At 72.6% G+C, this 19,355-nt stretch carries 15 protein-coding genes; 2 read left to right on the top strand and 13 right to left on the bottom strand.

Annotated elements, in window-relative coordinates:
* Nucleotides 1-59: 59 nt before the first annotated feature.
* The 3 genes from AB0B86_RS00710 to AB0B86_RS00700 all read right to left on the bottom strand — a co-directional run bounded on the left by AB0B86_RS00710 (nucleotide 60) and on the right by AB0B86_RS00700 (nucleotide 3,575).
* Nucleotides 60-1,229 (bottom strand): putative sulfate exporter family transporter, encoded by a 1,170-nt coding sequence (locus AB0B86_RS00710; RefSeq protein ID WP_357409632.1) that lies wholly within the window; start codon nucleotides 1,227-1,229, stop codon nucleotides 60-62.
* Nucleotides 1,229-1,375, bottom strand: a complete 147-nt coding sequence (locus tag AB0B86_RS00705; protein ID WP_167524827.1) for a hypothetical protein — start codon at nucleotides 1,373-1,375, stop codon at nucleotides 1,229-1,231. Before AB0B86_RS00705 ends, AB0B86_RS00710 begins: the two co-directional genes overlap by 1 nt.
* Before the next feature lie 346 nt (nucleotides 1,376-1,721).
* Nucleotides 1,722-3,575, bottom strand: a complete 1,854-nt coding sequence (locus AB0B86_RS00700; RefSeq protein WP_357414731.1) for an adenylyl cyclase — start codon at nucleotides 3,573-3,575, stop codon at nucleotides 1,722-1,724.
* A 173-nt stretch (nucleotides 3,576-3,748) separates the two neighbouring features.
* Here AB0B86_RS00700 and AB0B86_RS00695 point away from each other — a divergent pair, with 173 nt between their 5' ends.
* Nucleotides 3,749-4,390 carry a GNAT family N-acetyltransferase gene (locus AB0B86_RS00695; RefSeq protein WP_357409627.1) on the top strand — a complete coding sequence of 214 codons (642 nt, stop codon included), beginning with the start codon at nucleotides 3,749-3,751 and terminating at the stop codon, nucleotides 4,388-4,390.
* Here the strand turns inward: AB0B86_RS00695 and AB0B86_RS00690 are convergent, their stop codons facing one another.
* Entirely contained in the window at nucleotides 4,391-5,149 is a 759-nt protein-coding gene (locus tag AB0B86_RS00690) for an alpha/beta hydrolase (RefSeq protein WP_357409625.1), read from the bottom strand. It lies immediately after the preceding gene.
* 59 nt (nucleotides 5,150-5,208) lie between these two features.
* Here AB0B86_RS00690 and AB0B86_RS00685 point away from each other — a divergent pair, with 59 nt between their 5' ends.
* Entirely contained in the window at nucleotides 5,209-8,250 is a 3,042-nt protein-coding gene (locus tag AB0B86_RS00685) for a BTAD domain-containing putative transcriptional regulator (RefSeq protein WP_357414729.1), read from the top strand.
* Nucleotides 8,251-8,265: 15 nt separating this feature from the next.
* Here the strand turns inward: AB0B86_RS00685 and AB0B86_RS00680 are convergent, their stop codons facing one another.
* The 9 genes from AB0B86_RS00680 to AB0B86_RS00640 all read right to left on the bottom strand — a co-directional run bounded on the left by AB0B86_RS00680 (nucleotide 8,266) and on the right by AB0B86_RS00640 (nucleotide 19,154).
* Complete coding sequence (locus AB0B86_RS00680) at nucleotides 8,266-8,820, bottom strand: dihydrofolate reductase family protein (protein ID WP_357410352.1); 555 nt, start codon at nucleotides 8,818-8,820, stop codon at nucleotides 8,266-8,268.
* A 107-nt stretch (nucleotides 8,821-8,927) separates the two neighbouring features.
* Nucleotides 8,928-9,461 carry a hypothetical protein gene (locus AB0B86_RS00675; protein ID WP_357414727.1) on the bottom strand — a complete coding sequence of 178 codons (534 nt, stop codon included), beginning with the start codon at nucleotides 9,459-9,461 and terminating at the stop codon, nucleotides 8,928-8,930.
* Between the two features lie 17 nt (nucleotides 9,462-9,478).
* The gene (locus AB0B86_RS00670) at nucleotides 9,479-11,311 is read right to left on the bottom strand and encodes a prolyl oligopeptidase family serine peptidase (RefSeq protein ID WP_357414725.1); all 1,833 of its coding nucleotides are present in this window, start codon (nucleotides 11,309-11,311) and stop codon (nucleotides 9,479-9,481) included.
* On the bottom strand, nucleotides 11,312-13,090 hold the full coding sequence (locus AB0B86_RS00665) for an N-acetylglutaminylglutamine amidotransferase (protein ID WP_357410347.1): 1,779 nt from the start codon (nucleotides 13,088-13,090) through the stop codon (nucleotides 11,312-11,314). It lies immediately after the preceding gene.
* 97 nt (nucleotides 13,091-13,187) lie between these two features.
* A complete protein-coding gene (locus AB0B86_RS00660) occupies nucleotides 13,188-15,857 on the bottom strand; it encodes a carboxylate--amine ligase/circularly permuted type 2 ATP-grasp protein (protein ID WP_357410345.1) in 2,670 nt (889 codons plus the stop codon).
* A 186-nt stretch (nucleotides 15,858-16,043) separates the two neighbouring features.
* Nucleotides 16,044-17,429, bottom strand: coding sequence for a cellulase family glycosylhydrolase (locus AB0B86_RS00655; RefSeq protein ID WP_357410343.1), 1,386 nt, complete (start codon nucleotides 17,427-17,429; stop codon nucleotides 16,044-16,046).
* 186 nt (nucleotides 17,430-17,615) lie between these two features.
* The gene (locus tag AB0B86_RS00650; protein ID WP_357410341.1) at nucleotides 17,616-18,182 is read right to left on the bottom strand and encodes a helix-turn-helix domain-containing protein; all 567 of its coding nucleotides are present in this window, start codon (nucleotides 18,180-18,182) and stop codon (nucleotides 17,616-17,618) included.
* Nucleotides 18,183-18,186: 4 nt separating this feature from the next.
* Nucleotides 18,187-18,747 (bottom strand): hypothetical protein, encoded by a 561-nt coding sequence (locus tag AB0B86_RS00645; protein ID WP_357410340.1) that lies wholly within the window; start codon nucleotides 18,745-18,747, stop codon nucleotides 18,187-18,189.
* 47 nt (nucleotides 18,748-18,794) lie between these two features.
* Nucleotides 18,795-19,154, bottom strand: coding sequence for a hypothetical protein (locus tag AB0B86_RS00640; protein WP_357410338.1), 360 nt, complete (start codon nucleotides 19,152-19,154; stop codon nucleotides 18,795-18,797).
* Nucleotides 19,155-19,355: the final 201 nt, after the last annotated feature.

Raw genomic sequence — 19,355 nt, 5'->3', positions numbered from 1 at the left:
TGAATCGGAAGGAGTAGCGTGCCCCCACCCCGGGCCCGGTCAAGGGTGGGGGCACGCGCTCAGGCCGAGAAGTTGCGGAACAGCAGCGACGCCAGGCCGAGCGCCAACGCCAGGTTGAAGACGGTGGCACTGGCGAACACCGCGACCGGCCGCCAACCGGCCTCCCGCAACGACGAGACCCGGACCTCCAGGCCGATGCTGACGAAGGCCAGGATCAGGAACCAGACGCGCAGGTCGTTGACGATGGCGATGGCCGCCTTGCCGTCCGCGCCCGTCGCGTCCAGATACCAGGTGGCGATGACCGAGGCGGCGACGAAGCCCAGGACGAACTTGGGAAACCGCGCCCACAACTCGCCGAGGCCCGGTCGGGCCGCGCCGGGCCGCCGTTCCACACGCAGTGTGAAGTACGCGGTGAGCGCCACCGCGACGACACCCATCAGCGCGTTCTGCGTGACCTTGACGATGCTGGCGATCTGGAGCGCCTCCTCTCCGGCGAGCGCTCCGGCAGCGGTGACCGCGGCGGTGGTGTCGATGTTGCCGCCGATCCACGCCCCGGCCACCGCGTCGGACAGTCCGAACACGTCGGCCAGCCAGGGCAGGACGAAGATCGACGGCAGCGCGAAGACGATCACCAGGCTCGCCGTGTAGGCCAACTGCTCCCGGCGCGCCCGGACCGCCCCGGCGGCGGCGATCGCGGCACTGACCCCACAGATCGACACCGCCGAGGCGAGCAACGCCCGCAGCTTGTCGTCCAGGCCGAGCCTGCCGGCCAACCACCAGGTGAACAGGAAGACCCCGCTGATCAGCAGGATCGCCTGGGCGATCGCCGGCCCGGCGGCGCTGGCGATGACGGCCAGGTTGATCGAGGCCCCGAGCAGCACGAGCCCGGTCTTGATGAAGAATTCGGTCCGGAATGCGGCGGCGATCCGGCCCCGCCAGCCGAGCAGTGTGACGGCGACGTTGCCCAGCAGGCCGAGCAGGATGGCGTAGACCGGGTACTCGACGGCGGCCCCGATGTCCTCCACTGCGGTGCCGTCGGCCCAGTCGGGGACGTTCTGCTCCAGGTAGCGGGTGAGCGCGGCGAGGCCGACCACGACCACCAACCCGAGCAGGGTCCAGGCCCAGAACAGGTCGTCGCGCGCCACTGTGGTCGAGGCGGCCGGGTCGCCGGTGGTCGACTCGTCGCCGGTGCGGGGCTCGTCGCCGGTGCGGGTCGCGTCGGTGGCCATCAGGGCACCAGCCCGGCAGGGATGGCACCGAGCAGGACCAGTGCGAGCAGGGCGAGGCCAAGGATTGTCGCGAGCCAGTCCTCGTTGAACGCGAGCCGGGACTCCCCGGCCGTCGGTGGGGTGGGCGGTGGCTGATCAGATGTCATGGCGTACTCCATGGTCGTGAACCGATCCGGCGGGCCGGATCGGTGCAACGTGCGGTGATGAGGGCGCCGGACTCAGGCGTCGACGCGGGATCAGGCAGCGCGGCCGGAAGAGGAGGGCGGTGCTGCGCGGCTCAGTCGGTGGCCGGTGCGCCCGGACAGAGCTCGCTGGCGGTCCGCATCAGGTCGACGACCCGACGCGAGGTGAGGAGCGGACCGACCGGCATTCACCTATTTTCCTACCGCCATGATAGGAATTCAAGGCTGTTGACGCAGAATCTCCGTGGGCGGGAACGGACGACGGGGCCGGAGCCTCGCCGGCTCCGGCCCCTCGGTACGACCGGGATCCCTACGGGGTCGGATACTGCGCGAGGTAGACCGGCGCGCCGACCTTCGCCATGTCGGCCGCGTCGCCGACGCCGTTGACCACGTGGTCGATCGTTCCGGCGCTCAGGTTCACGGTCATGATGTGGTGCAGCGTCACACCCGGCCGGTTCGGCACCTCGAAGCCGTTCTCGGTGCGGATCGACGGGTTGTTCTGGTTGAAGACGTACACCCCGCCGCCGTACAGCGTGTGGTGACGCACCCGGTCACCGACCTTGTACCCGGCCCAGCCCTCGACCGGGCCGTTCATCCAGTCGGCCTGCGTCGGCGGGTCGTACGGCAGCTCGTTCTGGTAGAGGATGGTGGTGCCGTGCTCGCCGTTCCAGACCGTGTTGTAGCGCTGGAAGTGCTCGACGAACAGGCCGGTGGCCGTCACGTGGTCGCCGTTGATGACGGCGCCGTAGCGGCCGGTGTTGGTACGCCAGCGGTCGGTGTCGCCGTTGACGCCCTCGGTGAAGCCCTCGACGCCGTGGTCGCCGCGCCACACCCAGGTGTGGTCGATGAGCACGTTGTCGCTGTTGACCTCCAGCGCCGTGTTGGTCCGGCCGATGTGCGGGCCGCCGACGCGGAAGTACACGTCGGACAGCGTGGTCGGGTTGGCCGGGCTGCTGGCGTCGCGGCCGTGCTGACGGCCCACCCGCAGCAGGACCGGCGACTCGACGGTGCCGGCGTCGATCGTGACGCCGGCGACGATCACGCCGGGCACGTCAGCGACGTCCAGCGGGACGGCGCCGTTGACCGCGGTGAGGGTGGCGTGGCCGATGCCGAGCACCACCGTGTTGGCGCGGCGGATCTCGATGCTGCGCGCGATGTCGTACACGCCGGGGGTGAGCAGCAGGTGCTTGCCGCGTGCGAGCTGACTGTTGATCACCTGCACCGGGTCGGACGGCTTGGCGACGAAGAAGTCGTCGATCCCGATGGTCCGCCCGGGGGTCAGGCCGTCGGCCCAGGAGACGCCCCGGCTGTCGCGCCGCGCCGACGGCACCCGCACGTGGTAGCGGCCCTTGCCGTCGACGAACAGGTACGGCTTCTCCCGGCTCACCGGCGTGGTGTCGAGGGTGGTGTACGGCGGGTCCGGGAACGTGGCGTCGTCCGGTGCGCCCTCGACGCCCGCGAAGACCTGGTTCCACACCGCGTTGGACCACCCGGCGACCTCGCTGTTGCGGGTGAGCCACTGCTGCTGGGAGCCGTTGGTGGTGGCCGGCAGCCGCGAGTCGGCGATGAAGCCGCCGCTGGCGTACTGCGGGCCGGCCGTGCAGTAGTCCATCAGGGACAGTCCGCCGCCGGTGATGTTCAGCCGGCGCATCGAGACCGCCTGGGACACCGCCCAGAAGTTCGCCGTCGACCGGCAGCCGTCCTGCCCGGCGGCGTTGACGGTGAGCGAGAGGTTGGACAGGGTGCGCCAGAAGTTGACAAGCGCGAGGCAGTTGCCGGTGCCGCCGTCGGCCAGGCAGCGGTTGTAGACCTCGATCTTGCCGTTGACGGCGACGTCGGTGGGCGACGCGCCCAGGCCGGCGACCTCGGTGTAGTAGCCGACCTTGGCCTGCAACGGCTGTTCGGCAGTGCCGTACGCGCCCGGCTTGAACAGGTAGGCGTGCCGCTCGGTGCCCATCTCGTTGTCGACCTGGCGGGCGTGCGCGGCGTCGAGGGTCTGCTGGATCTCGCCGACCGGCATGCTCGGGTCGAAGATCGTCACGTTCGACCCGAAGTCGGGTGCGCCGTGCGTGGGGCGGCCGGCGGTGGCGGCGGTGCCGGTCGTCGTGAGGGCGGTGGTGACCAGAAGGGCGAGCAGGAGGGTACGTCGGGACGGGGTTGTCATGTGGTTCGTCCTCTCCGCGACCGGGTGGTACTCCCGGCGCAGCTGGGGCCGTGAGAGCGCTCTCTGGTGTTTCTACCCGGTCCGGCGGCCCCACGCCATGACCTCAGGACGGCGAACTTCGGGCCGGGCCGGCGAGAATGGACTGTGGCTCTCAGCCCGAGGAGGCGACGATAGTGGGTGGCACGTTGGCCGACGTCCTGGACGCGGCAGCACGCGGGCACTTCCCGCCGCCGGACGGCGGGACCACCATCGTGCCGCAGCACAGCCCCCGGGACGCCGGAGTGATCGCGTTCACCGCACACTCAGTGGTGTTCACCGACGAGGACCCCGACTGGGTCCGCCGCACCCTGGCCGCGCTCGACTGCGACTCGCTGGCGGCCACTATGAATCCGCGCTTTCTGGGTGCGCTGCTCGACCGCACCGGACGGTCGACGGACACCATCGACCTGCTGACCGTCGCCTCCCCGCTGGCCGGAGCGCCCCCGCTGACGCTGCGCGAGCTGACCGACACCGATCACCCCCGGGAGGCCAGGGCGCGCAGGCGTCGCGACGACGTCCGCGTCTGGGCGACCGAGGGCGGCGTGGTCGTCCTCGGCCGTGGCGTGGCGGGTCGCTGGGAGGCGGCGATCGAGGTCGACGAGGACGTTCGCCACCGGGGCCTGGGCCGGGCGCTGGCGACGGCAGCCCGGCACCTGGTGCCCGACGGCCAGCCGCTCTGGGCGCAGCAGGCCGCCGGCAACGCGCGCAGTGTGCGTGCCTTCCAGGCGGCCGGCTTCCGACCGGTGGGCGCCGAAGCGCTGCTGCTGGAGAAGTAGCTACCGATCCGCGCCCAGGAACTCGTCGATCATCGGCGCCAGCCACTCGGCGCGCTGCGGGATCGTGGTGTGGGTGGTGCCCGGCAGGATGGCCAGCCGGCAGGCCGGCAGACCGGTCAGGTCGCCGGGCACCCCGCCCCCGAGCAGCCGGAACATCAGCACCGCGTGCTCGGGCTGGACGATGTCCGAGTCGGCCAGCACGATCATGGCGGGCGCGGCCAGGGCCTTGATCTGCTCGGGCGTCCAGCGCGGCAGGTTCGCGTCCAGCACCTTCATCTTGGTGACCAGGTTGGCCCAGCCCGCCGGGTCCGGTGCGGTGCGCAGGTACTCCTCGTGGAACTCCGAGCCGTGCAGGTGCTCCGGCCGCAGATCCTGGATCCCGTCGAGCAGCCCGGGGTGCAGACCGTCGTCCTCGAAGCTCACCGAGGCAAGGACCAGCCGCCCGACCCGCTCGGCGTGGTCGGTGCCCAGGCGCAGCCCCACCGCCGCGCCCATGCTCCAGCCGAACACGTCCGCCCGCTCGACACCCAGCCGGTCCAGCAACTCCACCACGTCGGCGGCGAAGTGCTCCACAGTCAGCGGACGGTCGACGTCCGGGGTGTGGCCGTGCGCCTGCAACTCCACGGCGACCACCCGCCGCGACTTCGCCAGCAACGGCAGGATCATGCCGAACGAGGTGCCGATGCCCGAGAGCGCGCCGTGGATGAGCACCAGCGGCCGGCCCTCGTCACTGCCATGTGTCTCGTGATAGATCTCCATGCCCACACGGTGCGCCGGCCCGCTTACGGTCTGCTTCAGGTCGCCTTACCGGCGATAGGATGTCCGCCGTGCAGTTCGGGGTGCTCGGGCCGCTCGCCGTCACCACGGACGCCGGCGAGCCGGTGGTGGTGCCCGGCGCCAAGGTGCGCGCCCTCCTGGCCGACCTGTTGACCAACCGCAACCAGGTCGTCTCCGCCGACCGGCTCATCGACGACCTGTGGGGTGACGACTCCCCCGCCAACCCCGCCGGCGCCCTCCAGGTGCGGGTGTCGCAGCTGCGCAGGGCGCTCAACGACGCCGAGCCGGGCGCCCGCGACCTGGTCGAGTCCCGCGCTCCCGGCTACCTGCTGCGGGCCGACACGGTCGACGCCGACCGGTTCGCCGAGCTGGCCCGGCACACCGACGTCGATCGGTTGACCGAGGCGCTCGGGCTGTGGCGGGGCGAGGCGTACGCGGACGTGGCCGACGCCGAGTTCGTCCGCGCCGAGGCGACCCGACTCGCCGAGCAGCGCCTCGCCGTGCACGAGCGGCTCGCCGAGGCCCGGGTGGCCCGGGGTGAGCACGACCTCGTCGCGGCCGACCTGGCCGAGCTGGTCGCCCGACACCCGCTGCGCGAGGGCCTGCGGGCTGTGCAACTGCGCGCGCTGTACGCCGCCGGTCGCCAGTCCGAGGCCCTGGCCAGCTATGCCGACCTGCGGGACCGGCTCGCCGACGAGCTGGGCCTCGACCCCGGCCCCGAACTGGTCGCCCTGCACCGCAGGATCCTCGAACAGGACGCCGGCCTGAGCGCGCCGCCCAAGGCCGCGATCATCCGCAACAGCCTGCCGGCCCAGCTCGACGAGTTGGTCGGCCGGGCCGAGGCGCTGACCGAGCTGCGGGCCCTGCTGCCCGCGCAGCGCCTGGTCACGTTGATCGGGCCGGGCGGCGTCGGCAAGACCCGGCTGGCCACCGAGAGCGCCCGCGCCCAGTCCTTTCCGGACGGCGTTCTGCTTGTCGAGCTGGCGCCGCTGCCGGCCGGGGACCCGGGCGTCGCCGAGCAGGTGCTCGGCGCGCTGGACGTGCGCGAGGCCGCCGGCACGAGTCTGTCGGCCACCGACCGACTCGTCGCGGCGCTGCGGTCGCGGCACCTGCTGCTGGTGCTGGACAACTGCGAACACGTCATCGAGCCGGTCGCCGCGCTGGTGGCCCGGCTGCTGCGCGACGCGCCCGGGGTGCGCGTGCTGGCCACCAGCAGGGAGCCGCTCGGCCTGACCGGGGAGCTGCTCTGGGAGGTACCCCCGCTGTCGTTGCCGTCGGACAGCGCCCCGGACGCGGTCCGACGCTCGGCGGCGGCCCGGCTGTTCGCCGCCCGCGCCGCCGCCCAGCATCGCGGCTTTCGTCTCGACGAGCACACCGCGGCGGCGGTCGCCCAGCTCTGCCGTCGCCTGGACGGCCTGCCGCTGGCGTTGGAGCTGGCCGCGACCCGCGTCCGCGCGCTCGGCCTGCGGGGTGTGGTGGACCGGCTCGACGATCGGTTCCGGCTGCTCACCACGCAGCAGCGCGACGTGCCGGCACGACAGCGGACGCTGACCGCGGTGATCGGCTGGAGCTGGGACCTGCTCGACGACGGCGACCGCGCGGTGCTGGCCCGGCTCGCGGTGTTCGGCGACGGCTGCACTCCGGAGGCGGCCGAGGTCGTCTGCCGGACCGACCTCGACACACTTGCCCGCCTGGTGGACCGGTCGCTGGTGGTGCTCGACGACACCGGCGCCGGCCCGCGTTACCGGCTGCTCGAGTCGGTCGCCGCGTTCTGCCTGGACCACCTGGTCGACGCCGACGACACCCGGGCGCGGCACGCCGCGTACTACACCGACCTGGCCGAGCATGCCGACCCGCTGCTGCGCGGCCCCGAGCAGCAGCAGTGGCTGGCGCTGCTCGACGCGGAGACGGTGAACCTGCGCGCTGCGCTGGCGCACGGCGGCGGGTTGCGGCTCGCCGTCGCGCTGAGCTGGTACTGGTACCTGCGGGGCCGGCTCACCGAGGCGCGGCGGGCCCTCGCGACGCCGGGCGACCCGACGCAGGAGAGCCGCGCCGCGGCCTGGCGGACCGGTTTCGCGCTGTTGCAGGGCGAGCAGATCCCCGCGGCAGAGGTACGCGCCGCCCTCGCCGGTGTCACCGACGCCCGAGCCGTCTGGTTCGCCGCGAACGCGGTACTCGAGCGCAGCGACCTGCCGCTGGCGTCGGAGCTGCTGCCCACCGCCGCCACCGATCCGTGGACCGAGGCCGCGGTGCTCAGCTCCCGGGCCATGATCGCGCACGCCGGCGGTGACCTGGCCGCTTTGGAGAGCGCGGCGACGCGCAGCACCGCGCTGTTCGCCGAGGTGGACGACCGGTGGGGCCGCCTGCAGGCGAGCGACTGGGTGGGTGGGCTGGCCGAGATTCGCGGTGAGTACGAACGCGCGGCGGCCCTGCACCGCGAAGGGCTGCGCTGGGCCGAGGAGCTGGGGCTGTGGCCGCACGTGGGCGGCAAGCTGTCCTGGCTGGCCTGGCTCGCGGTGCAGACCCGCGACTACGCGCAGGCCCGGGAGTTGGCCGAACGCGCGTACCAGCTGGCGGTGGAACAGGGCTCGCCGAGCGCGATCGTCTTCGCCGAGCTCGGCCTGGGCTTCGCCGCCCGCCGCGACGGCAAGCTCGACCTGGCCACCACCCACCTCACCCGCCTCGCCGAGAAAGGGCGCAGCGAGGCCCAGCCGGCGCTCTACCTGCCGATGGTCCTCGTCGAGCTGGGTTACGCGGTCGAACAGAGCGGCGACCCCGCCGCCGCGCTGGCCCTGCACCTCGAGGCGTTCGACGTCGCCGAGGCGATGGCCACCGCGCGCGACGTGCTCGGCCCGCTGGAAGGGATGGCGTCGGCGGTGTCTTCGCCCGAGGTCGCGGCCCGGCTGCTCGGCGCCGCGGCCGCCGCCCGGCAGGCCGCCGGCACCCCGGCCGCGCCGGCCGAGCGCGACGACACCGACCGGGTGACCGAACGGGTGCTCGCCGCGCTCGGCCGGGAACGCTTCGCCGCGCTGGCCGCCGAGGGCGCGAAGCTGGCCCCGGGCGAGGCCCGGGCCCAGCTCTGATCGCCGCTCAGCCGCTCAGCTCGCCGACTTCGGCCGGTACGAGGCGATGATCACGCCGCTCTTGTGCACCCGGGTGTCGATCAGCTCGAACGTCGCCTTCACGTCGGTGAGCGGGGTGCTCAGGCTGGCGCCGCCCTCCAGCACCGGGTGGATCCAGAACCGGACCTCGTCGATCAGGCCCGCCTTGACCAGCTGGGCGGTGACCGAGCCGTAGCCGTACTGGACGATGTCCTTGCCGTCCTGGGCCTTGAGCTTCGCGACCGCCTCGACCAGGTCGCCCTGGAGCACCTCCGTGTTGTTCCAGGTGGGGTTGGTGAGGGTGGTCGAGGCGACGTACTTCTTGACGTTGTTGAAGAACGCGGCGCCGGTGCTCGGGTCGCTCTCGTCCATCGTCGGCCAGGCCTGGGAGAAGCCGTCGTAGGTGGCCCGGCCCATCAGCAGCGCGTCGGCGTCCTCGGTCTGCGATCCGGCGAAGGCGGCGGCCTCCTCGTCGAAGTAGGGCGCGGTCCACATCGGGTTCTCGATGACGCCGTCGAGAGTGAGGTAGGTCGAGTTGATGAGCTTGCGCATCGGAATCTCCTGGGTGTGTGTCGTGTGCTCCGGTGACACCCAGAACTCTGCCGAGCCCCGCTTACGATTCGCTTCAGGTCCCCTTGCGAGGGGCCGAAAGCGGGTCCTCAAAGCGGGTCGGTAAGCGGGATCGGCAGCGCCTGCGGGGCGGCCGTGCCGCCGCCTGACGAGTGCGCCGGCGCGGGTCGGTCGCCGGTGCGGCTGTGCAGACGTCCGCGCCCGGCCGGCCCGGCGCGGCGGGTCACCTCGACGGTCACCATCCGCACCGGCGGTGGCGGCGCGGTGAAGCGGCCCACGCCCCAGCGCACCCAGATCGGGATCCGGCCGGCGTCGGCCTCGGCGGCGAGTTTCTGCACCGTACGCGCCCGGTCGGTGTGGTCGACCTCGATCACCACCGGTGGGCCGTCCGGTCGGGCGCACGCCACGTCGAGGACGGAGTGCCACTGGTGCATGGGCGGCGGCAGCGGCATGACGCTGGGCGCGCGCCGGTAGACCCGCCAGCGGTGCTCCTGCCCCCACCGCGCCACCGCGTCGATGATCAGCGCGGTCACCTCGTCGGCGTCCAGGTCGACGAAGGTCACGTCGGCCAGCCACCGTCCCAGGTCGGCGGCCAGCCGCTCACCCTGCGCCGTGACGTCCACGGGCGCAGGATAACGCCTCAGCCGACGGTGGCCGTCGTCACGGCGAGGTGCCGGGTGAGCCAGGCGGTGGTGGCCGTACGCGCCGTCTCGGCGTTGTCGCGGGCCAGGAAGTCGTGCCCCTCCCCGGTGAGCACGAGGTGCCCGTGCGGGACGTCCCGCGCGGCGAGGGCCTGCGCCACCTGGGCCGACTCGCCGGCCGGCACGTTTGTGTCGTTCGCGCCGTGGATGAGCAGCACCGGCACGTCGAGCTGGTCGATGCGGGTCATCGGGGACAGGTCCCGCAGCAGGTCGGCGTCGCGCACCGGGTCGCCGTACTTGCTGACGGCGGCGGCGGCGATCCACGGCTCGGTGCCGGCGTAGAACGTGCGGAAATCGGAGATGCCGCACTCGGCCACACCGGCGGCGAACAGCCCCGGGAAGTTCACCAGCACCGCGAGGACCAGGTAGCCGCCGTAGGAGCGGCCCAGGCAGCCGAGCCGGCCCGGGATCGCGACACCGCTGTCGATCAGGTGGTCGGCGCACGCCGCCACGTCGGCGATGGCCCCGTAGCGGCCGGCGAGGTTGTCGGCGGCGACGAAGGTGCGGCCGAAGCCCGACGAGCCCCGTACGTTGGGCGCGAACACGGCGACGCCCTGCGCGACGAGGGCCTGGAACAGCGGGTTGTAGCCGGGGCGCTCCTGCGCCTCGGGGCCACCGTGCAGGCTGATCGCGGTCGGCCAGGGGCCCGGGCCGGGCGGGCGGTACAGCCAGCCGGACAGCGGCAACCCGTCGCGGGCGCGCAGGTCGACGAGCTGCGGGGCGACACCCGCGCCGGTACGCGCGGCGTCGGTGTCCGGCCGCAGCGGGCGCGGGGTGCCGCTCGCCGGGTCGACCAGCCAGACCTCCCGCGGCTGCACCGGCCCCTGCGCGGTGACGCAGAGCAGGCCACCGTCGGCGGCGAAAACCGCGCCGTCGAGCACCTCGCCCGGGGCGGCGACGGTCCGCTGCACGCCGCTGGCGAGATCCAGCAGACTCAGCTCGCTGCGCCCGCCGTAGGTGTTCCACGACAGCGCGGCGCGGCGCCGGTCGGCGCTGAGCGCGACGTGCTCCAGCTCGGCGTCCGGACGCGCCGCGAGCCGCGTCGGGGCCCGCTCCGGGCGCGCGAGGTCGACGCGCACCAGCGCGGCCAGCTCCGAGAACGCGTCGGTACGCGCCAGCACGCTCGTCCCGTCGGGGCCGAACCAGCCCTGGTCGGTGCTGCCCCGGCCGGTGTCCGGCAGCAGCCGTACCCGGTCGCCGGTGGCCACGTCCAGCAGTTCCAGCCAGCGTGCGTTCCGCGGACCGCGTCGCAGCAGGGCGGACCCGCCGTCCGGGCTGACATCCAGGAGGGTGAGCAGATCGCCCTCGGCGAGCACCCGCCGGTGCCCGGTGTCGGCGTCGACAAGCACTGCGACACCCCGCTCGGCGGTCTCGGTGACCGCCAGCAGCGCGCCGTGGGGCAGCCAGCCGGCCAGGGTGGCACTGCGCCGGCCGAACCCGGCGACCTGGCGGCGCTGCGTGCCGTCCGGACGCAGCACCCACAGCTCGGTGCGGGGTGCGCCGCCGGGCGCGACGACGCAGGCCAGCCACCGCCCGTCCGGGGACCAGCTCACCGCCAGGACCGGTTCGTCGCCGCTGGGCAGCGCGACGGCCTCGGCCGCGTCGACGTCGCGGACCCAGACGGCAGGGGTTCCGGCCCGGTCGGACAGGTACGCCAACCGTCGGCCGTCCGGTGACGGCGCGGGCGCGAAGTCCTCGCCGGGGGGCGGGGGCACCGCCGGCCGGTGCCGCACGGGGCGGACCCGGCGCGGCGCATCGGTCCGAACGATCATCTAAACCCCGATCCGCTGCAACCAGAGCTCCAGCAGCCCGAGCTGCCAGAGCGCGTTGGAGCCCAACGTGGTCCGCCGGGCGTTCGGCGCGTCCAGCAACTCCTCCAGGTAGTCCTTGCGGAACAGTCCCCGCTCGCGCGCCGGCTGGGCGGTGAGCGCGTCCCGGACGTCGTCGAGCAGTGGGCCGGAGAGGTGCCGGATGGCGGGCACCGGGAAGTAGCCCTTCGGCCGGTCGATCACCTCGTCCGGGACGATGCCCCGGCTCGCCGCCTTGAGCACGCCCTTGCCGCCGTGGGCCAGCTTCAGCGCCGGTGGGCAGGCGGCGGCCAGCTCGACCACCTCGTGGTCGAGGAACGGCACCCGCGCCTCCAGACCCCAGGCCATCGTCATGTTGTCGACCCGTTTGACCGGGTCGTCGACGAGCATCACCAGGCTGTCCTGGCGCAGCGCCGCGTCGAGCGCGGTGTCCGCGCCGGGCGCACCGAAGTGGGCGGCGACGAACTCCAGGCTGGCGTCATGGTCGAGCATCCACTCGGGCGCGAGGTGCCCGCCGAGCGCGTCGTGCCGCCTGTCGAAGAACACCCGGGCGTACGCCTCGACGGCGTCCGCGCGGGCCACGTTCGCCATCGGCGGGTACCAGTCGTAGCCGGCCAGGATCTCGTCGGCGCCCTGCCCGGACTGCACCACAGTGATGCGCCGCGACACCTCCTCGGAGAGCAGGTGGAACGCGACGCAGTCGTGGCTGACCATCGGCTCGCTCATCGCCGCGATGGCGTCGTGCACGGCGGGTACGAACCGGCTGGCGCCGATGCGGATCTGCTGGTGGTCGGTGGCGAAGTGGCGGGCCACCAGGTCGGAGTAGTGGAACTCGTCGCCGCTCTCCCCCGCCGCCGCCTCGAACCCGATGCTGAAGGTGGCCAGCCCGGTCTGGCCCTGCTCGGCGAGCAGCGCGACGATCAGGCTGGAGTCGAGGCCACCGGAGAGCAGCACCCCGACCGGCACGTCGGCGACCATCCGTCGGCGTACGGCGGTGCGCAACGCCGCCATGATCCGTTCCTGCCACTCGTCGGCAGACATCGCCGGGGCGGCGGCCCTGGTGAACTCCGGCTGCCAGTAGCGCGTGTCGGTGCTCCGGCCGTCCGCGGTGATCACCCGTACAGTGGCCGGTGGGAGCTTGCCGACCCCGGCGAGGATCGTGCGCGGTGGGGGTACCACCGAGTGAAAGGTCATGTAGTGGTGCAGCGCCACCGGGTCGAGGTCGGTGTCCACGTCACCGGCGGCGAGCAACGCCGGCAGGGTCGAGGCGAAGCGGATCCGTCCCGGCGTCTGGGTCAGGTAGAGCGGCTTGATGCCGAGCCGGTCGCGGGCCAGCACCACTGTGTGGGTGGCCAGCTCGACAAGGGCGAACGCGAACATCCCGTAGAACCGTTCGACGCAGGCCGTCCCCCACCTGTGGTAGGCCTTGAGGATCACCTCGGTGTCGGAGGTCGACCGGAAGGTGTAGCCGAAGCCGATCAGCTCGTCGCGCAGCTCCCGGTAGTTGTAGATGCAGCCGTTGAAGACCACGGCCAGGCCCAGATCGCTGTCGACCATCGGCTGGGCGCCGGCGTCGGAGAGGTCGATGATGCGCAACCGGCGGTGCACCAGGGCCACCGGCCCGTGCTGCCACCGCCCGGCACCGTCGGGGCCCCGCGAGGCCAGGACGGGGAGCATCCGCTCGACGGCGGCCAGGTCCGGTGGCGCCCCGTCGAGGCGTAACTCGCCTCCGATACCGCACATGGCACACCTCTCATCGGCTCGGATCCGTTCGGGCCGCTGACCGGTCCAGGTTTGGCGGGCCGGGTTGCGTACCGATGACGGGTAGGTCAACCGTGCGTTACACCGAATTCTGCTCGGCCGAACCGAGCAGCCAGGTGTCCTTCGACCCGCCGCCTCGTGACGAGTTGACGATCATGCTGCCGGCGGGCGCGACCCGGGTCAGCGCCACCGGTGCGACCTCGGCCCGCTCGCCGAGGAACACGAAGGCCCGCAGGTCGACGTGGCGGGGCGCGAGAGCCGTACCGTCGAAGACCGGGTGGGTGGTGAGCGAGACCATCTCCTGGGCGATCCACCGGTGCGGGGCGGCGAGGATCTGTTCCCGGACGGCGTCCAACTCCTCGGCCTCGGCGCGCGGGCCGATCACCACCCGGTCGCCGCCGTACCCGTCGACGGGCTTGAGCACCAACTCGTCGAGCCGGTCCAACACCTCGGCCCGCTGCTCGGGCAGCCCGCACAGGTACGTCGGCACGTCCCCCAGCAGGGGCTTCTCGCCCAGGTAGTACTCGATGAGTCGGGGCACGTACGCGTACAGCGCCTTGTCGTCGCCGACACCGTTGCCCAGCGCGTTGGCGAGGGTGAGCCGCCCGGCGTGCACCGCGGCGAGCAACGGCCAGCCCAGCGGCAGCCCGTCGGCGCCGGGCGCGTGCAGCAGCGCCTCCTCGTCCATCCGCAGGTAGATCACGTCGACCCGGCTGCGGGTGCCGGCACGGACCAGCCAGACCCGGCCCTCCTCCACCAGCAGGTCACCGGTCTCGGTGAGCGGCACGGCCATCTCGTCGGCGAGCAGCCGGTGCTCGAACCACGCCGGGTCAGCCGGGCCGCTGCTGAGCACCACCACGGCGGGATCGTCGGCCGCGGGGGGCGCGGCGGCGATCAGCGCCCGGTACAGCATCGCCGGCGTCTCGTCGGCGGGCAGCAGGTCCGCCGGCACCGGCAGCTCCGGCAGCACCGCCCGGGTCAGCCGGCGGTTCTGCACCGCGTAGCCGATCCCGGAGGGCACCCGCAGGTTGTCCTCCAGCACATACCAGCCGCCGTCCGGGTCGCGGACGAGGTCGGTCCCGGACACCTGGGCGCGGGTGCCCCGCCGACCCATCAGCGCGCCGGTCGGGCGCAGCCCGGGTGAGGACTCCACCACCCACGCCGGCACCACGCCGTCGGCCACCACCTCCCGGTCGCCGTAGACGTCGCGCAGGAAGGCGTCCAGGGCGTGGGCGCGTTGCACCAGGCCGGTGCGCAGGGCCCGCCAGTCGGCGGCCGCCACCACGCGGGGCACCAGGTCGACCGGGAAGAGCCGGGTGCTCGCCTCGCCGGCCACGCTGAACGTCACGCCGCGGGCGCGCTGCTCCTCGTCCCGGTCGTGTTCGCGCTGGCGCAGGGCGCCGGCCCCGAGGTGGCGCAGGGCCGTCAGGATCGGCGCGTACGCCGGGTCCGGTCCGGCCGAGCCGAAGACCTCGTCGCCGGCGTCGGCGTACGTGGGCAGCTCCGGCGGTGTGGGCGCACCCGGCAGCGCCTCGCGGACCCGGCCCCGGGTCTCGTCGAGGAGCAGGTCCACCACGTCGGCGAGCCGGCCGCGACGCTCGTACGCCCGGCGCTGCCGCGCGGCGGAGCTGCCGCGCTCCAGGGCGTAGCGGGTGAGCTCCCGGACCTGCTCCCAGTCACCGGTCGCCGCCAACTGGGGGCGCAGGTCGGTCACCAGGCGACGGACCGCCTCGGCGGCCGGCACCGGCCGGGCCGAGCGGGGCAGGTCGAGCAGGTCACCCTCCAGTCCGGAGCGGGCCGCCCGCCACACGGCGGCGCGCAGCACCGGGGGCCGCACTGCGGTGCGCTCCACCCCGGCGCGCAGGGCCGCCACCTCCCGCCGGACCAACGCCCGGAACAGCCCGGTGAGCAGGACGATGGTCTCCACGTCGGCGTTGGCGTCGGTGATCCGCAGCTCGACGGTGGGCACGTGGGCCGACGGCCGGACATCGAAGTAGATCATGGCGGGGTCGGTGATCGTGCCGGAGGAGATCAGCTCGGCCACCAACGCCTCATGATCCGCGGCGCTGGTCACCTCGCCCGGGTCACCCGCTGTGGGCCAGCGCTGCCAGACCAGCGACCGGACGCTGGCGTAGCCGCTGTCCTGACCCATCCAGTACGGCGAGCTTGTCGACAGGGCGAGCAGCACCGGCAGCCACGGCTGGACCCGGCGGGTGACCGCGACCGCCAGGTCGCGGTCGGACACGCCGACGTGCACCTGCGCGCCGCAGATCAACTGCTCCCGGGCGAGGAGTTGGTACTCGTCGAGCATCCGCCGGTAGCGGGAGGTGGGGGTGACGCTCGGGTCGCCGTCGGCGCGCAACGGCACCGTGCCGGCCGCCACGATGCCCAACCCGGCCCGGTCGGCGACCTGGACGGCCAGCTGGCGCAGCCGGGTCAGCTCGGCGCGGATCTCGTCCAGGCTGCGGCAGACAGCGGTGTTGGTCTCCACCACGCTGCGGTGCAACTCGGCGGTGAACGAGTCGGCCGGAAGCCGGTCGAGCAACTCCCCGGCCCGCGGCACCAACTCCCGGGTGTGCAGGTCGACGACGTGGAACTCCTCCTCGACACCGATCGTGGCAAGGTCCGCCGGGTCGCCGTCGTCGAGGGTCGCCGCCGTGTTGGCGCGCGGCGTGGGCAGTGCCCGGCCGTTGCCGGACCGGCTGCTCGGCGCGTCGAACGTCGGCGCGTTCGTGGTGTTGTCGGCCATGGTCACCCCGGTTCGCAGATCGGCGGTCGTGGCTGTCCGACGAGCGTTCCCAGGGTTGGTGCCGGGCGTGTTTCGGGTGCGTTAAGGTGGCGGACCGTTCTCGCCGGCCTGCTCAACGGGCCGTCGGAATCGCGCCGTGCCGGCCCGGGACGCGCCCGCACGGCGCGCCCCGGAGTGGCAGTCGCGTCAGCTCATGTTCGCCACCACGAACGGCGCGTGGCCGTGCAGGTAGTTGGTCCACCCACCGGTCACCGGCGCGCCGGGGCTGAGCAGGTTGGTGGTGTCGGTGCCGACGTCCAGCTTCCACGCCGTCCAGGAGATGCCGTTCGCCCTCATCCAGTCGATCCAGGACTGCGCCTCCGGCAGGCAGGACCGGCCGTCGAGGCCGCCGTCGGCGTTGCTGGCGCCCCACTCGGTGACGAACAGCGCGAGGCCGGCCCGGATCGCCGCGTCGCCCTTGGCCCGCAGCGACGCGCCGTGCGTGCACGAGTAGAAGTGCAGGGTGTACATCAGGTTGGTGCCGCTGACCGGGCTGGCCGCCGCCACGTCCACGTCCTGCGACCAGGTTGGGGTGCCGAGCACCACGATGTTGTCCGGGTCGGCGGCGCGGATCGCCGCGACCACCGCCTGGTGGTACGGCTTGATGACGTTGGTCCAGCTCACCTGCAACGGCTCGTTGTACGGCTCCCAGATGACGTTGGGCAGGTGGCCGTAGCGGCGGGCCAGGTCACCGAAGAACGCCACCGCCTGCGACTGGTTGTTCTGCGCCTCGTGCGCGTGCCAGTCGACGATCACGTACACCCCGGCGCTGACCGCGTTGTTGATGATGGTCTCCACCTGCGCCCGCGCCCTGCTCGGATCACTCAGGTACGCGCCGGCCGGCTCCACGCCCATGGCCGCGCGGATCACCTGGAGCTTCCAGTTGTCCCGCATCCAGCGCAGCGCGGAGAGATTCTCGGCGTACGGGGCGGTCTCCCAGTTGAGCCACATGCTGCTGACGCCGCGCAACTGCACCCGAGCGCCGGACCTGTCGCACATCGTCGTGCCGCAGACCCGGAGTTGCCCGTACCGCTCGACAGGCGTGCCGGTGCTCGGCGGCGGGGTCGTGGGCGGTGGGGTCGTGGGCGGCGGAGTCGTGGGCGGCGGGGTGGTGGGCGGCGGGGTCGTCGGGGGTGTGCCGCCGGTGCAGGAGATGCTGTCGCCGTTGACTGTGCAGTTCACCGGGGTGCCCGAGCCGTTGACGAGGAAGCCGAACGACGTCGACGCGCCGGCACCGAGAGTGCCGTTCCACGACACGTTGCTGAAGGTGTAGTGGTTGCCCGAGGTCGCCTGTTGGGCGTTCCACGACTGGCTGATGCTCGTTCCGGCCGGCAGGTCGAACTCCACGCGCCAGCTGGTGATCTGTGTGGAGGTGTTGTTGGTGACGGTGACCTGCCCCTGGTAGCCACTGCCCCAGTTGTTGGTCACGGAGAAGGCGGCGGTCGCCGCGCTGGCCGGGGTGGCGACTGTCGCCACCGCCCCGGCGAGCAGGCCGGCGACGGCCAGCGTCGTGACAAGTCTCAGTGCGCGCATGCTGAACCCGCTTCGGTCGATCGACGGTGATGGCCTGGGGCGGGGCGGCGCCTGCGGCAGACAATATCGATCATTCGCTATGCGGTTCAAGGCGGCGCCGCTGATTTCTCGCTGGTCGTCGGACTCAGTGCGGCCCGTTGGTCACCACCCGCACCCACGCCGGTGATCCCCGGCCCTGCCCCGTGGTCAGGGGCGCAGCGCGTTGAGCACCAGGTCGGCGTACCGGCGCCACACCGCCGGATCGCGCTCGTCAAGCACTATGAGCTGCCGAACCGCTCCGCATACGAGGACCCTGATGTCCAGCTCCCCAGCGTCCAGGCGGATCTTGCCGGAGGACCGGGCCGCAGCCACCAGTTGCCCGATCAGACTCAGGATGTGCGCGGCGGGCACCAGCCGGCCCTCGAAGAACGCGTCGGCGAGCACCCGGTCGCGGGCGAGGCGTCCGAACAGGTCGGGCACGAAGGAACACCACTCCCGGTACGGGTCGGCGCCGTCGAGCGCGGCGCGGATGCGCTGCTCCAGCTCGTCGAACTGGCGGTGGACGACCGCGACGATCAGGTCGTCCTTGCTGGGGTAGCTCCGGTAGACCGTCGCACGGCCCACCCCGGCCCGGTCGGCGACCTGCGGCACCGTCACCTGGAGGCCCTGCTCGGCGAAGAGTTCCCGGGCGGCGGCGATGACCCGCTCGTGGTTGCGCCGGGCGTCCAGCCGGCGGTGGGGCCTGTCCGGGTCGCTCGGCGTTGGCGTGGTCACGGCCTCAGTCTGCCCGCTCGGTCTCCCCGGTCAGCAGCGGCTCGTCGCCGTACACGGTGGTGAGTTCGACGTTGAGCACCGTGGCCACCCGTCCGAACGACCAGTAGTAGCCGATCACCTGAAGCGCTTCGACGATCTCGCGCTCACTCAGGATGTGCCGCACCTGGTCGAAGACGTCGTCGGCAACGCGCGGCGACCGCACCACCTCGGCGGCGAACCGGATGAGCGTCCGGTCGTACGCCGAAAGGTCCGGGTTGTCGATGTCCCGGCCGCTGATGATCTGGCGGGTGCGCTGGCTGACGCCGACCGCCTCGGACATCGGACCGTGCTGGGCCGCCACGAACTCGCACCCGGCGTACTCGGCAACGGTCAGGATGACCAACTCCCGCGAGCGGGCGGGCAGTTCCAGCGCGGTGAACTGTGCCCTGGCCTGCTGGATGAACAGTTTCACGGTGCCGACCGAGTGGGTCAGCATCTTGACCATCGGGTCCGGCGGCAACGCGGACAGGAAGTCGCGGACGTCGGCTGGGACGACGTTCGGGTCGGGATCGTTGAGTCGGGGCATGGTGCTCTCCTGTGTTGTCGTCGAGCCTGTGTTGTCGTCGAGGTGGTTCAGGCGGGAAGGTCGAAACCCGTCTCACTGAGGTGGCGGAAGCGGCCGTCCTCGGCGTACGACCCGAAGATCGCGATCTCCCGCTTGGCGGTGGACCCGTCGGCCATGGTGATCTCGAAAACGTGTCGTTCGGCGTAGCGGGAACCCTCGCGCAGCTCGTCGAGGACGGTCACCGTGCCGCTGACGATCTGAGTGCGTGCCTGCGTCACCATCTCGGCGAATTCGGCCCGGTCAAGGGTCTTGCCGTCGCTGCGGTGGGTGTAGTCGGGGGCGTAGAACTGATCCAGCGCCTCGGTCAGGTCGCGCTTCGGATCGAAGGCCACCGCGAGCAGGGCGTCGCTGATCCGCACCGGATTCATGGGGCTCCTCTTTCTCACTGTCGGACAGATCCGGACTCATGAGTCCGCTTAGCCACCACCGTACCGGACCAGGTAGTCCGTTTCCAGTGAGAGTCGTCACCGAGCAGTTTCGGATCGACTGCCGCCTGCCGACCCCTTCGGCAGCACCGGCCCCGCCGGCCTCGGTGGTGCGCGACCCGAACCCGCCGCGCCAAGCGCCCG

Origin of the sequence: Micromonospora sp. NPDC049047 (assembly GCF_040649135.1) — a bacterium.
Taxonomy (GTDB): Bacteria; Actinomycetota; Actinomycetes; order Mycobacteriales; family Micromonosporaceae; genus Micromonospora.
Note: the sequence above shows the minus strand (reverse complement) of the source record. Positions and strands in the feature narration are given on the sequence as shown.

Excerpts from the sequence above, each read along its gene's own strand:
- AB0B86_RS00710 (WP_357409632.1), bottom strand. The coding sequence starts at position 1,229 with ATGGCCACCGACGCGACCCGCACCGGCGACGAGCCCCGCACCGGCGAC.
- AB0B86_RS00705 (WP_167524827.1), bottom strand. The coding sequence starts at position 1,375 with ATGACATCTGATCAGCCACCGCCCACCCCACCGACGGCCGGGGAGTCC.
- AB0B86_RS00700 (WP_357414731.1), bottom strand. The coding sequence starts at position 3,575 with ATGACAACCCCGTCCCGACGTACCCTCCTGCTCGCCCTTCTGGTCACC.
- AB0B86_RS00690 (WP_357409625.1), bottom strand. The coding sequence starts at position 5,149 with ATGGAGATCTATCACGAGACACATGGCAGTGACGAGGGCCGGCCGCTG.
- AB0B86_RS00685 (WP_357414729.1), top strand. The coding sequence starts at position 5,209 with ATGTCCGCCGTGCAGTTCGGGGTGCTCGGGCCGCTCGCCGTCACCACG.
- AB0B86_RS00680 (WP_357410352.1), bottom strand. The coding sequence starts at position 8,820 with ATGCGCAAGCTCATCAACTCGACCTACCTCACTCTCGACGGCGTCATC.
- AB0B86_RS00670 (WP_357414725.1), bottom strand. The coding sequence starts at position 11,311 with ATGATCGTTCGGACCGATGCGCCGCGCCGGGTCCGCCCCGTGCGGCAC.
- AB0B86_RS00665 (WP_357410347.1), bottom strand. The coding sequence starts at position 13,090 with ATGTGCGGTATCGGAGGCGAGTTACGCCTCGACGGGGCGCCACCGGAC.
- AB0B86_RS00660 (WP_357410345.1), bottom strand. The coding sequence starts at position 15,857 with ATGGCCGACAACACCACGAACGCGCCGACGTTCGACGCGCCGAGCAGC.
- AB0B86_RS00655 (WP_357410343.1), bottom strand. The coding sequence starts at position 17,429 with ATGCGCGCACTGAGACTTGTCACGACGCTGGCCGTCGCCGGCCTGCTC.
- AB0B86_RS00645 (WP_357410340.1), bottom strand. The coding sequence starts at position 18,747 with ATGCCCCGACTCAACGATCCCGACCCGAACGTCGTCCCAGCCGACGTC.
- AB0B86_RS00640 (WP_357410338.1), bottom strand. The coding sequence starts at position 19,154 with ATGAATCCGGTGCGGATCAGCGACGCCCTGCTCGCGGTGGCCTTCGAT.